The sequence below is a fragment of the Spongiibacter marinus genome, from assembly GCF_016906995.1.
Lineage (GTDB): Bacteria > Pseudomonadota > Gammaproteobacteria > Pseudomonadales > Spongiibacteraceae > Spongiibacter > Spongiibacter marinus.
Window position 1 is genome coordinate 217,405 of the sequence record NZ_JAFBBD010000002.1, and the last position, 14,977, is coordinate 232,381.

Genomic DNA, 14,977 nt, shown 5'->3' on the forward strand with positions numbered 1-14,977 from the left:
AAGCGCCGGTCACTGTCGGCGCTTCTATCACCGAGTAAATTACGCCAGGCCCTCTAATAATCGCTTTGGATGCTTGCCATCGACCATGCCCATAAATGGGCCATAAATTGAATAGCCCAGCATCCGTTTAATATCTTCCGAACATTTTGCCACGCGCTTCAGTGGTATAGATAAGCTGAAGTTTTCCTGAGTACGGCAGTAGCCCTCACAATACTGCGCAGTGATAGCCAGCCGTGAGGACGAGGAACGGTTCGCGCCGCCGCCATGCCACAGGGTTCCGAGAAAAAACACCACTGAGCCTGCGGGCATTTCGCAGTGAATTTGCCGGGACAGTTGCTCGTCGCTGGGGCCACCCTCTCCCCATTGGTGAGACCCCGGAATCACCACGGTGCCGCCATTTTCTGTCGTGAAGTCATCTATCGCCCACACAGTCGCGGCGCCTAGTGCCTGCCGTGGGCGCGGCAGAGCGTAAAAAGCATCGTCGGTGTGTATCGCCTGCTGGCTCTCTCCCGGCAAAATATTGATGACTTGTAACTGTGACAAGAGATAGCCCGGCTGAAAGAGGCTGTCGAGTAACGCCAGAATAAGTGGATGCTCTACCAACGGGTTACAAACGAAAGTCTTCGCAATAACGGAATACAGTCGCTGGGTTAGCGCTCCCTCAAAGTCATTGCGGCCCGTGCTGTCCAGGAGGGGAGACACCTCTTGTCGAATTTCATGCAGTTGTTCAGCAGACAGGACGTTGGGGATAATAACGTAGCCATCGCGTTGAACTGCGGCCAACTGTTTATCCAGCATGTGTCGATCTACTTTGCTCAATGCATCGGAGGCCGATTTTTTGTACTTGCGAGCGGTCTCAGAAGACACGTAGCTGTCAAAGTTTTCTTGCTTGGATGTCGTCATTGCCTTTTCCTCTGAATCGATATTTGTTGGCCCTTAGGTAAGCCTTTGATGCAGTGTAGGCGGCAGTGGCTGCGGGAAGAATGTTTAGGCGTTGCAAGAATTTAGCATTTCGTCGCATTTTGCTGCGCGATCTTTCTATAGTCGGCGGGGCTGATCCCCATCCAGCTTTTGAAAGAGCGGCTGAATGATCCGGTTTCTGTGTAGCCGAGCTGTTCGGCAATTGCTTCGATAGAGGCATCGCTATTTACCAGCTGATACAGCGCTTTGTCACGGCGCACTTTAGCGAGAATGGTCGAGTAGCTCGTGCCTCTGGCTTTGAGGTGGCGGGCCAGGGTGTGTTTCGACACACCCAGTATCCCCGCTATTGCAATCACGTCTGCGTCATCGTTCCCAAGGCGGTGAGAGATTTCTGCGTACACCCGCCGGGTGAGGTCATCATCGTCAGACCAGTACAGAAAATGCTCCATAAATCGCTTGCTGTAGTCATCCGCATTCAGCGATGGCCGCACCGCAAAGGCCAGCGCCGCCGCTTGAAATTGCAAGCGTGTCGAGGCCGCACCAAAGCTCGGTACGGCGCCATAAAGATAGGCAAACTCGCGGTCGAAGGGCATTGCGTCAAACTGGAAGTGCAGCGAGCGAATGGGCAATTGTTGCCCCGCCAGCCAGCTGGGAATCTTCACCAGCGCCATCATGATGGTTTGTTGAAACATAGGACTGGTCGTACGACCGTTAATGCGCCTGAGCTCGATACAGTGCTGGCTGCGTAACTGCGACAAGTCCAACAGAGTTTGCTCGGCATCGGGAAACAGGCTGTAAAAGCGATTGTAGTTTTCCAGGGCGCTGTACAGGTCTGGACTGTGCACCAGCAGATGGCTCAGGGTATTAAGGCTTCCTCGCGGCACGGGTCGCGGCAGAAAGCCCAGCATTTCGTCATCTAATTGCTCGGCCAGACAGCGGTGCAAGCTGCGATATTCGTTGATGCTGACTTTTTTCTTACTCAGCAGGTCGGATACCAAGCCCTTCAGTGAGGAATTTGTCAGCTCCTGTGGCTGCAGGTGTTCGACCATCTGCGCGATAAACTCGCGGGGGATGGTCGGCATGTGCAAATAGCTACGAGCGCGTGTATTCATATCACCTCGGAAACAGAGGCTGCGTTCTTATCGCAACCCTGAGTTATCGCTATTTTGGCGAGAGTCGATCATTGATTTGCTGGTTGAATACCGCCAGTGCCCCTTCAAACCGACCGAAGTTTAGTGCTTCGTTTGCGCCTGAGCGCAGCCCCTGTTGTATGCTTTCGCCAATTGCAAAATCCTCGCTGAGCGTTTTCACGGTTATCGCATGATTTTTCGCCCAGTGCGCCAGGTCTTTGTCCGTTTCGACGCGGTTTGCCGGCACCAGTGTACACAGCCGCATGCGGGTGGACGACGCGCTGAGTGGCTCAAAGTGCACCCATCCAATATGGTCAGACTGCACCAGGAGCTGGGTGGTTGGGAACAAGGTGTAGACCACCTGAGCATGGTCGCGCAGCTGCCAGTCAGCTTCAGCTTGCGTGCGCAAGTCGGCCATTGAGCGCTTGGCAAGTATGGAGCGCAGGTGCGGCCCGCTGCTTTCGTAGCTCGATAAGTTGTCGAAGAAGTAAGGCGCGATGGTGTTTCGGTGGGCCACGCGGAAGTGATAGGCCTCTATGCCGCCCTCCACCAACAACTTCCAATTCACCTCGCGGGTTTGCTCCTCTACGTGGAGAAGCTGCAGCGACTCGCCGCCAAACCATGAAAAGTCCGGGGCATAGTCCTGCAAAAAGGCGGGGATATCCGGCGCTTCTTCGCCGGCCGGATTTACCCACAGCCAACCACCAAACTCGCTGCAACCAAGTCGTTTTAAGCCGTGCTGAGCGCGGTCCAGCTCGGGGAAGCCCAGCTTTTGATGGGGTACGCCAATGAGCTCGCCGCGGTTGTCCCAGGTCCAGGCGTGGTAGGGGCAGGTGAAGCGGTGTTTGCAGCCAGATTGTTCATCTACCAATCGCGTGCCCCGGTGGCGGCAAACATTTAAGAAAACATGCACGTGGCCATCGGCATCGCGGGTGATCAGCAGAGGTAAGCCGGCCAGTGTGCGGCGCAGAAAAGCGCCGGGTTCTTTCAGCTCGCTGCTGTGCACCAGAGGCTGGGGTAGTTGCCGGAAAATGGCGGCCTGTTCCCGCTCGAAAATCGACGCCGAATAGTAGTGCTCAACAGGGTTATGGCTAACGCTGTCGTCAAGAAAGGCAGACTTTTCTTCATTGAGTTTCAGCAACTCGTTAATGCGGTGGATTTCAGTTGTGTGTTTCACGCTGCGACCCCTTGCGATTTACGTGGCTTACCATGTGGTAAGTGAAACCATACTTACCACATGGTAAGCTGTCAAGCGGCGATAAAGGGTGGCAAACAGCCCGTTTGATGAAGGCAGTAGGAGCGCATGGTGATGAGTGAGGCAGCGGATACGCGACAGCAATTTTTGTCGGTGGCAACACGTCTGTTTGCCGAGCGCGGTTTCTATGGCACCAGCATCGCGGCCATTGCCGACGAGTTGCCCTATACCAAGCAGGCCCTGCTTCACCACTTTGGCAGCAAGGAAAAGCTATACGGCGAAGTGCTGAAAGGAATTTCTGACCAGTTGATGACAGAACTAGAGGCAGCGCGCGATGCCACAAGCGGCGAGGGTAGCAGTGCCTTGGAAGACACGCTGATACGCTTTTACCGCCTGCTGGAAGGGCAGACCCACAAAACGCAGCTGCTAATGCGCGAACTCCTGGACAACAAACACCGCGCAACCTCTGCCAATGTTTGGTACCTGCGGCCATTTTTGGAGTCGCTTATCGCGTTGGCCAAGCAGGCCTCGCCGTCCACCTTTGCGTCCGATGCCCAGGCCTTAATTACCGTGTATCAGCTGCTCGGGGCGATGAATTACTTTTTGGTTTCCGAGCCGACATTGAGCCAGATGTTTGGTGAGGAAATGTATCGCGAACTGCGCAGCGGCTACGAGGAAAAACTCAGAGTATTGATCTCGCAAGCCATTGGCTGACCCACACAAATTTCGCGCGATTAAATATCGCCTGGCGTCTGCTACCCGGTACTTAGTGCCCGCGCCTTTGTCTTGACCGAGTTAATTAAGTCGGTATGATCGCTCCCTGTTCCAGGTGCCCAATTGTTGTTTTACTTGGGTTAAACGGGAAACAGGTGCGCATACTGTGCTGATTCTGGCCATGCATGCTAGCCCTGTGCTGCCCCCGCAACGGTAATCAGAAGTAGTTTGGCACGGCCACTGTCTCACGACGGGAAGGCGTCAAACATTTGGAGAGATCCACTTCTGTAAGCCCGGAGACCGGCCTGAACACAGTGCGTAGTTGCGGTGGGCGACGTAGCAGGGTCAGTTTTCCCTTCTAAATTCCTCCCTTTTCGACAACCGCGTTTTATCAATCACATGCGGGTGGGCATGCGAGCGCAATAGCTGGTTATGCCAGTTGTCGAGACGTCCACTTGCACGCGGTATCACGGCCTTACTTTGGCTGCCGTACAGGAAGGGACTTCGGGTGAATCAGCATCTTAACAAGTGGCACTGGACTAAGGCGTTACTGGTATTCCTCCTGGCGCTGACAGCGAGTGTGTTGTGCTCGGCGGCGCAGGCGAGTCTGGTGATCGTCTCCGATCGCTCTTCCTCGGTGCTGGTGGCGGGTGCTCACCGCTATCTTGATAAGAAGCCGCAGGCGGATATAGCGATTCGCACTGTTAGCCAAGTAGAGCGACTGAACGACGCAGATTTACAGCAGCTGCTGTTGAGTCATCATTCCTTACTTCTCGCGGGGGTGTTCGGCGAATCCGTCGAACGCCTGCTGGCAATGGCGTATCCGCGCGGTCAACGCCGCTTTGTATTGCACAGTGACAACCGGCTTATGGCGCTGCAGCGCGATGCCAATGGGCAGCTGTTTTCCAGCGCCGTTAGTCAGCAGTTTGTGGGCAGCGAGGGCCTGGCGCTGGATGCTGAGTCACTGGCGGCCAGCCAGCAAAAATTTCCCGATTACAGCGCGTGGTTGCAGGCACGGGCGTATTGGATTCACCGCTCGGCGGTGAATGCCGAGTCGTTGATTGCGCTGCTGGATAAAGGCGAGGCACCGCCGCTGCAAGAACAGGCGCCGCTGCGTTTGGCCTTACACGGTAAACAAGGGGAGCGTTGGCTGACGAGGGACGAGCTGGATAAATCAATGTCTGCCGATAAACCCATTGTTTGGGTGCTCGACCACAACACCGGCGACCTCAACGGTGAATGGGCGTTGCATCGCGCTATTTGCGCAAACCAGCAGTGGCAGTGCGTCTCGTTATTGGCGGCATGGGGTGAGCCCAGCGTCGACGCTGTAGATACCATCGCAACGCTAATGGCCGGTAAGCGCGCGGCCACGCCCTCGGTCATTATTTCTCTCCAGGACTTTGTCGTCGGCGGCGGTGAAGGTCGCCAAGCGGTTCTCGATGCACTGCAAGCGCTTAACCTGCCCGTGTTGAAAGGCCTGCGAGTGCTGGACTGGGGCTATAGTGACTGGCAGCTTTCCGCTCAGGGTTTGCCCGCAGACTCGGTGCACTACCGTTTGGCCATGCCCGAACTCCAGGGCATTGGACAGGCGCAAATTCTCTCGCTGGCGTCAGACTCCGGTATCGACCCGGCCACCGGTGCCAAGCTGCGTCGCAGCAAAGTGGTGGACGCTGAGTTGGCCCGGCAACTGCGGCGGGTAGAGCGTTGGTTGGCGCTGCAAAACAAGCGCAACGCAGATAAGCGAATCGCCATTGTCTACTACAACCATCCTCCCGGTCGCCACAATATCGGCGCCGATAATCTCAATGTGCCGGACAGTTTGCTGGAAATGCTGCAGGCATTGCAGTCTGCGGGCTATCACACCGGAAAGCTCCCAGAGAGTACCGAGGCCTTGCTGAGTTTACTGCAGGAAAGGGGCGTGAATTTACCCGAAGACCGTCAGGCATTGGCGGAGATGTCTGGCAAGGTCGCCAGCCTGAGTGCAGACGACTATCGGAAGTGGTTTGCCACGCTGCCCAAGGTTGTACAGCAGGAAATGGTGGCTGGTCCGCTGGGTGAGTTACACCAGCGCATGGTGAGTCAGCTTGAGCGGCTCAGCGCACTTCAGGATTTTCGCCTGCGCCAGAAACGTTTAACGCTACTCACCGAGAGTATGCACAATACCGTCACGAATCTTCACCACGCCCTCGATGGTGTGCGTCAAAAAAGCCGCAATCGGGCGCTGGATTTATTGGAGCAGTTAGAGCGCGAATACCAGGCGCAGATTGATGCCGTGGCCAGTGGTGGTCAAGCGTCATGGCAGGCCACCGAGGAGCGGGTGGCGGCGCTGGTTGCGCTGGGCATTGAAGGCATTCGCGGCTGGGGCGATGCCCCCGGCAAGGTAATGGTCTGGGACGAGCGTTTGCTGGTGCCCGGCGTTCGCTTTGGCAATGTCTTCGTTGGCCCGCAGCCACCGCGAGGCTGGGAACTGAATGAAGAGCTGTTGCACGCCAATTTGAGTTTTCCGCCGCCGCATCAGTACCTGGCGTTCTATCGCTACTTGCAGGATGACTTTGGCGCCGATGCGCTGGTGCATGTGGGTCGTCATTCCACTTACGAGTTTTTGCCGCGTCGGGGTGTGGGCCTGGGGGAAGACGACTACCCGAGCATTATCGCGGGTGATCTGCCGGGGGTGTATCCCTATATCGTCGATGGTGTTGGCGAGGGGATTCAAGCCAAGCGTCGTGGCCTGGCGGTGATGGTGGATCACTTAACGCCCCCTCTGGCAGTTACTGAGCTTTACGATGAGCTATTGGAAGTGCGGCAGTTAGTGGAGAGCGCCGAGGCCGCGAGTGACCCGTTCACCCGCAGCGGCGCGCTGGCGCAGCTCAGGGCGAAAATCGATGAATATGGTCTGCGCGATGAGCTGGAAGCGTCGATGGACGAAGAGCTAAAAGTGCGAGGTATCGGCTTTGAAGAGATCGATGAAGAACTCTTTCTCCACGAAGTCGGCCACTATCTGACCCATGTTCAGGAAGACTTTATGCCGCTGGGCCTGCATGTATTGGGTCGCGATTGGAGCCCAGCCGGCGTTGATACCATGTTGGCTTCGATGGCGGACAGCGGCGCGACTGAGGCTGAAAAAGCGGTGTGGCGGCGAGACCTGACGCGTTCTCCCAAAGCCGAGATGACCGCGCTACTCAATGGCTTAAATGGGCGCTTTGTTGCGCCCGGTAAAGGCAACGACCCGATTCGAACTCCCGAGGCCCTGCCCACGGGACGCAACTTCCACGCCCTGGACGGCAGTCTTATTCCCAGCAAGCTCGGCTATCAGGTTGGGCGCCAGTTGGCTGATCAGGTGCTTCGCGGTGAGCAAAGCGACGAGGTTCTGCTGCGTGAAAACGCCCAGCGCGTTGCCGCCAAATACGGCGAAGCGGGCTCTGCCAATAAACAGGGCGTGATTCTTTGGGCCTCGGATGCGGTGCGGGACGAGGGGGCGATGGTGGCCTTTGGCCTCAAACTGCTGGGTATGCGGCCGGTGTGGAACAGTCGCGGCATTGTAAAAGGGCTGGAGCGCATCGAACTGGGAGACGATCAGCCCCGGCGTATGGACGTGTTGTTTACCGCCTCTGGGCTGTTTCGCGATTTATACGGGCGACATATGGCCTTGCTTGATCGCGCCGTGTTAATGGCGCTGGATGCCAGCCGCGACACCATCGCAGAGCGATACCCGAATTTACGGCCCGCCCTCAACGCCGCGCTCGCGCTGATCGACGACACCGCAGCTGGTGGTCGCGAGCCGCTGGAGAAAAACCAAGTGGCGACTAACTGGGTGGCAGAGGCGCGCGCGATGCTCGCCGCGCAGCCGGGGATGCATGCCAGTGAAGTGGGGCGGCAAGCCAGCCTGCGCGTCTTTGGTATTGCACCGGGCGGTTACGGCGCAGGTATTAACCGACTGGTTGAGCGTTCAGGTGCCTGGCAAGACCGGAAAGAACTGGGCGAGGTCTACCTTAAGCGTATGGGGCATGCCTTCGGCGTGGGTTTACAGGGCGAGGCGGCGCAGCAGGTGTTTCGCGATCAGCTGGCGGGTGTATCCAAAACCTTTCTCGGGCGCGCCAGTAACCTCTATGGTTTGATCGACAATAACGATGCCTTCGACTACCTCGGCGGTTTTAACTTGGCAGTGGAAACCGTCACCGGTCGCCAGCCGGAAAGTGCGGTGATCAATCATGCCCGCAGCGATGCGCTGCGCATGGATAGCCTACAGAAAACGCTCGCCACCGAGTTGCGCGGTCGCTTCTTCAATCCTCAATGGATCAAACCCCTAATGGAAGAGGGCTACGCCGGTGCGCGCACCATGGGCAGTGAATTCGTCGAATACCTCTGGGGCTGGGAAGTCACCAGCCCGGAGTTAATCAGCGACGCGGTGTGGAACGAACTAAAAGACGTTTACATCGACGACAGCCGCGACCTTGGGCTGGCTACCTTCCTGAGTGAAGGTGATAAGCGCTATGTGCAAACCAATATTTTGGCGGTGATGTTGGTGGCTATCGACAAAGGGTTTTGGCAGGCCGATGAACAAACCACCGCCCAGCTCGCCCAGCAGTTTGCCAGCAATATTATTGAGCACGGCAACCCCGGCAGCGGCCACACCCATGCCAATCACCCAATGTATGAGCTAGTAAAAGCTCAGCTCAGCGTCGAGCGCGCTGCGGAGCTTGAGGCCGTGTTGGCGCGCAGCCGCACGGCGGCCGAGCAACCGGCTGCCCAGCCCAGCACCATTCGTGAGGTGCAAGTGGCGCCTAGCGAGCTAGCGCCAGACCAGCATGCCGAGGAGTCGTCGGCAGCGAAGGGTGACGGTGAGCAGGCTGAGTCGGCGCGCAGTGGCATGTCGCCAACATGGTATTGGCTGCTGGCAATCGTCGTCGTGATATTTGGCGTGGGTATTCGCCGCGGTTTTCGCGCTAATGCGTAACCTTTAGAAAAGGAAAGTCGCTATGTTTTCGAGTTTATCGCTGGATGTTTTACATACGTTATCTGGCCTGCTGTTAGAGCCTGTGGTGTGGGCACTGTTGCTTATGTTGGCAGTGGCCGTGTTTGAGTGTGGCCTGGCGCTGGGTGAGCGCTTTGGCGGCATTGCCCGCATGAGCCGCGCCGCGCTACTGGAAACGGGGCGGCGGCGCATCGAGCGAGCAGATTTTGTCACGCGACTCTCGCCCATGCTCGGCCTCATGGGCACACTGATTCCATTGGGGCCAGGGCTGGCCGCGTTGGGTGAGGGCGACTTGCAGGTGCTTACCACGGCGATGATCACGGCTTTTGATACCACGGTTATCGGTTTGTTGGCGGGCATGATCGGCTTTGTACTTGGCCGCTTGCGCCGCCGCTGGTACGACCGAGCGTTGCTGGTATTAACGCCGTCGACAAACGCAGGGGAATAGCGTAATGGATGATTGGCGGCGCAGTCACTTCTTTGAGCACGACGACGACCCACTGGGCCCTATGGCGAACCTGGTGGACATCATTCTGGTATTTGCCTGCGGCCTGATCGCGGCGCTGGTGGCCTATAGCCCCGAGCTACAGCAGCACTTTGACAGCACACGCCAGCAACGGGATTTATCACTGGGTGAAGAGCTGCCCCAGGCGCCGGAAAGTATGCAATCACAGTTGCAAGACGGCAGCGGCTACGAGTCACTGGGCACTGTATATCGCGACCCGGAGACCGGAAAACTGATTCTGATCGGACAATAAGTCGCATGGAATGCGCCAATTCTTGATCTGGATCAAGAAATTGACGCTTTATCTTATTTCGCAAATAAAAATCATTATCATTAGCGTTATTCGCGGCGTGATGGTGTTCTGGGCCATCGCCGATATTGAAAGGGAACGCTATGAAAAACGTATTTTTAGGGTCGGCAATTGGCGCGCTGTTAGCGGCGCCTAGCTTGGCAGACAACACCGTGTTGGAAGAGGTGACGGTTACGGGGTTGCGCGAGCGCCTGTATCAGGCGGGTATGCTGAAGGACGTTATTCAGAAGACGGAAGTCATCTCGAATATATCCATAGAAAAAATGAATGCGGCAAGCCTTACGGAGGCCATCGCGGAGGCGCCGGGCGTTCGTGTTAATAATGAATGCTCTATGTGCGGTGTTAAGCGAGTCATGCTGAACGGGTTGCGCGGAGAGCATACAACCATTCTGGTGGATGGCATTCCCACCTATACGATGATGTCGGGATTCTACGGATTGGATGCCGCTGCATCCGCCGGTATTGGGAATATCGAAATTGCTCGCGGCGCAGGGGCCTCATTAATAGCGCCTGAGGCCATTGGCGGTACGATAAACCTGGTCACCAAAGAGGCGAGGGAGAACGCCGTTGAGCTGGACCTGTCTGCCGGCGAGCTTGGATATAGAAAAGGCAGTGTCGTGGCGACGGCGCTGGCGAACGAAGACACCACCCGACTTACGCTTATCGGGCAGTACGACACACGCGATCAATATGACGGTGATGACAATGGTGTAAGCGAGAACCCCGAGCTGGAGAACACCTCGTTGACCATGTACCTCTCCCAGGATTTGGGTACGCGTGACAATGTTCGCCTGCGCGTGAATCACACCGAATCTGAAATTCTTGGCGGCCCAACAGGTACGAGCATTGGGCAGGTGAAAGCCGACTACCATCGCGATCCAAATTTCGCCTCAGCCAGTTTGTTTGTCGATGACGATGTACGCAAGGATTATATTGGCCGAGGCTGGGAGACCACCGAGTGGATTCAGTCTGACCGAGACGAGGTCTACCTGAGCTGGCTGCACGAGTTTAGCAGCGATTTGAATATGCAACTTTCGGTTGCGCACAACGAGCACACGCAGGACTCGTTCTATGAAGGCTTTATTTATGAAGCCGACGACGAGATGACCTACCTGGATGCGCGGTTTCACTGGGCAGTGAGCGATGACCATTTACTTACTGTGGGGGCCGACAATCGGGCGGAAGAGCTTCGATCACAGACCAATAGCACCAGCCCAGCCTACGTATCAGACAGTTTTGACTACGATACGCAAGGCTTCTACGTGCAAGACACCTGGTCGGCCACAGAAAACCTTGAAATAGCGATGGCGCTGCGTTTTGACCAGGTTGAAGCGAACTTTGTGGATGCCTCAAAGCCGGGTACCGAGATCGACGAGAGTATTACCTCCCCGCGTATCGATATGCGCTACAGCCACAACGACCAATGGACGTCGCGTTTTTCCTTTGGCCGGGGCTATCGAGCGCCACTGTCGTTCTTCGAAAGCGACCACGGCATTCTGGATGCCAGCGTCGGGTTTGATATCCAAATTGACGAGCTTGAGCGCTCCAGCTCATACAATTATGCCCTGAGCTACGAGGCCGAGGCCCTTGCCGTTACGGGCTCACTGTCTCACACCAATGTGGAAAATCTTGCCGCGCTCGATGAGAACAATGCGGGTGTGCCCGTGCTTACCCAGTCCGAAAACGATGCCAGTGTCCTGGTCGCCGATGTTGCGCTTACCTGGAACGTGCGCGATGACCTGGCGTTGATGGCGACAGCAGAGAACATCGATTACTCAGACGAATTCAAATCCTCCTATGGTGTGGTGCCTGTGGAGCAGCGCATTGTGCTGAGCGCAGATTGGGAGTTTGCGGGCTGGGATCTTTATGCCTCGGCGACGTGGGTAGGCAGTCGCGACCTTAGTGAGTATGGCGTGCCGGAAAGCCCAAGCTTTGATGCCGCAGGTACAGAAGCGAAGTCGCAAGACGCCGAGTCATATTGGACGGTAGATATGCGGGTCGCCAAAGTACTCAGCGAGCAGTGGCAGGTTTATGCCGGGGTGAGTAACTTGTTTGGATACACGCAAGCGGAAGACATGGAAACGCCGCTGTTCTATGAGGGCGGGGAATACGATGTCGCGCATATTTACGGGCCGCTGCGTGGCCGCGAAGCCTACGCCGGTGTGAAGTACACCTTCTGATGCGCGCTGCCCTTCGCATTCTGCTGTTACTGAGCCTGGGGGCGAACTCCCTGGCTCAGGCTGCATTGCAAGACCTCGCGCTGCCGAGCCTGCGTGGCGACGGCGAGCATGCATTGAGCGAGTACCGTGGCAAAGTGGTGTTGATGAGCTTCTTTGAGCCAGACTGCCCGTGGTGCTATCGGCAAATGAAAGTGCTTAATCGCCTTCAGGCGCAGTGCGGCGATCACCTTCAACCTGTGTCTGTCGGCGTAAATGGCGATGTGTTGCGTCTTCGCAAGGAGGTGCGCCGCGCTAAGGTTCAGTACCCTGCTCTGAGTGCAACGCCTAGTTTGATGAACGTTGTGGGCGACGTGCCCGCCACACCGTGGACGCTGATATTCGGCCCACAGGGACAACTGCTGGGAACACTGCAAGGCTATATTCGTTTGGAGAAAATGCAAAAGCTGTTTGCTGACTATTGCTCTCCTTCGGCTCGTCCCTAGGGCCCACAAAGAAACGAGTACGGCTGTTCTAGGTATCGGTATGGCGTTTTCTGGGCGCGCTCAGAAAGTCACAGATCAAGCGCGCTGCAATATCGGGCGACTCTTCGATGGCTGCGTGGCTGCAGAAGGGGATATTCCCAAGTGATGCCCCATTGATCATGGTTTGTGCGTCTGCTGCCTCTTCCAAAGAAAGTAGGAAGTCGCTATCACCGCGAAGGATCAACGTCGGGCACTGAATACGGGCAATGGCATCTCCCGGATAGCCAGCGGGATCAAGGTCCGTCCAGAGCCTGGTGCAGCTCTGAACCAACTCGGCAAAGTTGCCGTGTGGATTCAGTTCAGAATATTTCCGAGGCGCGTCGGGGAATATCTCTGTCCATGTTTCAGGTGTTACCCCGCTGAGTATTTCATAGCAGGCATCTTGGTCTGAAATTCGCCATTGAGCACCTACCGTGACAAGGGCTCTGATGGCGGCATTCTCGATGGCCAAGCGATAGCCGACAATACCGCCGTCGCTGAATCCCAATATTGAATACTCGTTCAGATTTAGGTGAGCGATAAGGGCCTGAACATCCAACTGGTGTTGTAAGTAGCTAAGGGGCTTTCTCCCTATTGTGGAGCGGCCGTGGCCGCGAAGGTCCACGGCAATGACAAAGAAGTGCTCAGGTATGCTGCCCGCGATCGCTGAAAAGTCTTCCAGGCTACCCAGGCCGCCATGAAGCAGCAAAAGCGGGTGGCCGGTTGGCGAGCCCGATACCTGATAGTAAATCTCTGCATCCTCAAGCTGGAGCAGGCTTCCGTTCTGGTGGCGTAGCATGAGTGAGTTCCTTGTTGTCACAGCTCGCTTAGTAGGCGCTGCCGGGCCATGTCAGGCGCGCAGGCTACAGTGCGCAACATGCTAGAACACTGATAAATGCCGCGCAAATTGGCCGGCACAAATTGCTGTTTGACTGCTATGGCACTTATTTCCTAGGTGTGCGCTAGCGGGTTGCGGCATCGTTGTAGCAAGGTAAACGCTGTTGCTACCGCCTCGCCATTACCACCAAAAATTGATAGTTTATCGTCGCCCGGCAGCGGGTTGCCGAGCATGAATAAAACAAAAAGGAATTTTCTATGCTACGTAAAAGTCTATTAGTCGCTTCTATTGCATTCGCTAGCCTGGGGGTTCATGCGGAACAACTGTATCTTGGTGTCTCGGTAGGTCAGGCGACTTATGAAGATGACGGTATGGCGGATGTCGACGAATCGACCGGCTTCTCAATGATTCTCGGGTACCAAGCGTCTCCTAATTTTGCTCTTGAAGCAGCTTATGTTGATTTTGGCAGTGCAGATTTTGAACATGACCTGGTTACCGGAGAAGTCGAAGCCAGCACCATTGCCTTGTCCGGACGTGTCATCGCTCCTCTCGGCGAAAAGGCTTCTGTGTATGCTCGCGTTGGTATGCACAAGTGGGATGGTGAGGGTACGGTACACGCGTTTGGCTCGCGTGATTACGAAGGCAACGGCATGCTCTACGGTGCAGGCTTCAGCTTTAAGCCAGGTCAAAGTATTGAGTTCGGCCTGGAGTTCACTAAATATGAAGATGTTGACGTTGATACGGTCAACGCTGCGATTCGCTTTTTATTCTAGCCGCCAACGCCTTAAGGGCGCTTCGGCGCTCTTACTGTTATTATTTTTCCTCAAATAGATCAAACAATTACTATCAGCGGTGTATAGGCCGTTCTGCCGATAGTGTATTCAGACTCAGGAGCTATACCTTGCTCAAATGTGAAGTAATAGAACCGAAAACGAAGGCCGATGCTGCCGTTATTTGGCTACATGGCCTGGGTGCCAGCGGTCACGACTTTGTACCGGTGGTGCCTCATCTTGGCCTGCCGGAAAATCACGGCGTGCGCTTTATCTTCCCCCATGCGCCTGAGATTCCCGTCACAATCAACGGCGGCATGGTCATGCCCGCCTGGTACGACATACTCGCCATGTCGCTGGAGCGCGAGATTGATACCGAGCAGATAGAAGCCTCCTCTGCGGCCGTGCGCGAGCTAATTCAGCGTGAACTGGATGCCGGTATTCCCAGCGAGCGCATCGTATTGGCAGGCTTTAGCCAGGGCGGGGCAGTGGTGTACCACACCGCGCTTTCCTATCCCAAACCGCTGGCGGGTTTACTGACAATGTCTACCTACTTCGCCACCGCCAAGGAAGTAACGCTCTCCGAGGCCAATAAAGCCCTGCCTATCCATATTTTCCACGGTAGCCAAGACCCAATGGTGCCCGAAGTGATGGGCCATACCGCCGATCAAATCCTGCAAAGCATGGGCTTTAAACCCACCTACCGCAGCTACCCCATGCAGCATGAAGTCTGTATGGAGGAAATCATCGATATCGGCAACAGCCTCAAAGCGTGGTTGGGGTTGGACTGAGAGGGTAGCCAGAGGGGGTAGCCAGAGGGGGTAGCCAGAGGGGGTAGCCAGAGGGGGTAGCCAGAGGGGGTAGCCAGAGGGCGGTAATTAATCACGCTTGCCCCATTGACGCCAAGTCTGGTGATTCAATGGGGCCTTGGTACAATGCGTT

12 protein-coding genes and 1 riboswitch are annotated in these 14,977 nt (G+C 56.0%); of the genes, 8 read left to right on the forward strand and 4 right to left on the reverse strand.

The annotated features are described in order from the left end of the window. Window positions 1–39: 39 nt before the first annotated feature. The 3 genes from HNR64_RS03575 to HNR64_RS03585 all read right to left on the reverse strand — a co-directional run bounded on the left by HNR64_RS03575 (window position 40) and on the right by HNR64_RS03585 (window position 3,228). Window positions 40–903 carry a phytanoyl-CoA dioxygenase family protein gene (locus tag HNR64_RS03575; RefSeq protein ID WP_204995178.1) on the reverse strand — a complete coding sequence of 288 codons (864 nt, stop codon included), beginning with the start codon at window positions 901–903 and terminating at the stop codon, window positions 40–42. A 101-nt stretch (window positions 904–1,004) separates the two neighbouring features. Beyond that, entirely contained in the window at window positions 1,005–2,033 is a 1,029-nt protein-coding gene (locus HNR64_RS03580) for a helix-turn-helix transcriptional regulator (RefSeq protein ID WP_204995179.1), read from the reverse strand. A 49-nt stretch (window positions 2,034–2,082) separates the two neighbouring features. After that, window positions 2,083–3,228 (reverse strand): SRPBCC family protein, encoded by a 1,146-nt coding sequence (locus HNR64_RS03585; protein ID WP_204995180.1) that lies wholly within the window; start codon window positions 3,226–3,228, stop codon window positions 2,083–2,085. 132 nt (window positions 3,229–3,360) lie between these two features. On the opposite strand from HNR64_RS03585, the gene HNR64_RS03590 reads away from it, so the two are divergent. The 6 genes from HNR64_RS03590 to HNR64_RS03615 all read left to right on the forward strand — a co-directional run bounded on the left by HNR64_RS03590 (window position 3,361) and on the right by HNR64_RS03615 (window position 12,409). Next, a complete protein-coding gene (locus HNR64_RS03590) occupies window positions 3,361–3,960 on the forward strand; it encodes a TetR/AcrR family transcriptional regulator (RefSeq protein ID WP_204995181.1) in 600 nt (199 codons plus the stop codon). 96 nt (window positions 3,961–4,056) lie between these two features. Next, a riboswitch (cobalamin riboswitch) is annotated at window positions 4,057–4,284 on the forward strand. A gap of 184 nt (window positions 4,285–4,468) precedes the next feature. Further along, window positions 4,469–8,914: a cobaltochelatase subunit CobN gene (locus HNR64_RS03595; RefSeq protein ID WP_338061807.1), complete on the forward strand. Its 4,446-nt coding sequence runs from the start codon at window positions 4,469–4,471 to the stop codon at window positions 8,912–8,914. A 22-nt stretch (window positions 8,915–8,936) separates the two neighbouring features. Beyond that, entirely contained in the window at window positions 8,937–9,380 is a 444-nt protein-coding gene (locus tag HNR64_RS03600) for a MotA/TolQ/ExbB proton channel family protein (protein WP_204995182.1), read from the forward strand. A gap of 4 nt (window positions 9,381–9,384) precedes the next feature. After that, the gene (locus HNR64_RS03605; RefSeq protein WP_204995183.1) at window positions 9,385–9,690 is read left to right on the forward strand and encodes a DUF2149 domain-containing protein; all 306 of its coding nucleotides are present in this window, start codon (window positions 9,385–9,387) and stop codon (window positions 9,688–9,690) included. Window positions 9,691–9,830: 140 nt separating this feature from the next. After that, entirely contained in the window at window positions 9,831–11,927 is a 2,097-nt protein-coding gene (locus HNR64_RS03610) for a TonB-dependent receptor plug domain-containing protein (RefSeq protein WP_239547566.1), read from the forward strand. Then, window positions 11,927–12,409: a TlpA family protein disulfide reductase gene (locus HNR64_RS03615; RefSeq protein WP_204995185.1), complete on the forward strand. Its 483-nt coding sequence runs from the start codon at window positions 11,927–11,929 to the stop codon at window positions 12,407–12,409. Before HNR64_RS03610 ends, HNR64_RS03615 begins: the two co-directional genes overlap by 1 nt. 28 nt (window positions 12,410–12,437) lie before the next feature. Here HNR64_RS03615 and HNR64_RS03620 read toward each other — a convergent pair whose 3' ends face one another. Beyond that, a complete protein-coding gene (locus HNR64_RS03620; protein ID WP_204995186.1) occupies window positions 12,438–13,226 on the reverse strand; it encodes an alpha/beta fold hydrolase in 789 nt (262 codons plus the stop codon). A gap of 296 nt (window positions 13,227–13,522) precedes the next feature. Here HNR64_RS03620 and HNR64_RS03625 point away from each other — a divergent pair, with 296 nt between their 5' ends. Both HNR64_RS03625 and HNR64_RS03630 read left to right on the forward strand, forming a co-directional pair. Further along, window positions 13,523–14,038: a porin family protein gene (locus HNR64_RS03625; RefSeq protein ID WP_204995187.1), complete on the forward strand. Its 516-nt coding sequence runs from the start codon at window positions 13,523–13,525 to the stop codon at window positions 14,036–14,038. Window positions 14,039–14,166: 128 nt separating this feature from the next. After that, window positions 14,167–14,826 carry an alpha/beta hydrolase gene (locus HNR64_RS03630; RefSeq protein WP_204995188.1) on the forward strand — a complete coding sequence of 220 codons (660 nt, stop codon included), beginning with the start codon at window positions 14,167–14,169 and terminating at the stop codon, window positions 14,824–14,826. The last annotated feature ends 151 nt before the right edge of the window (window positions 14,827–14,977 follow it).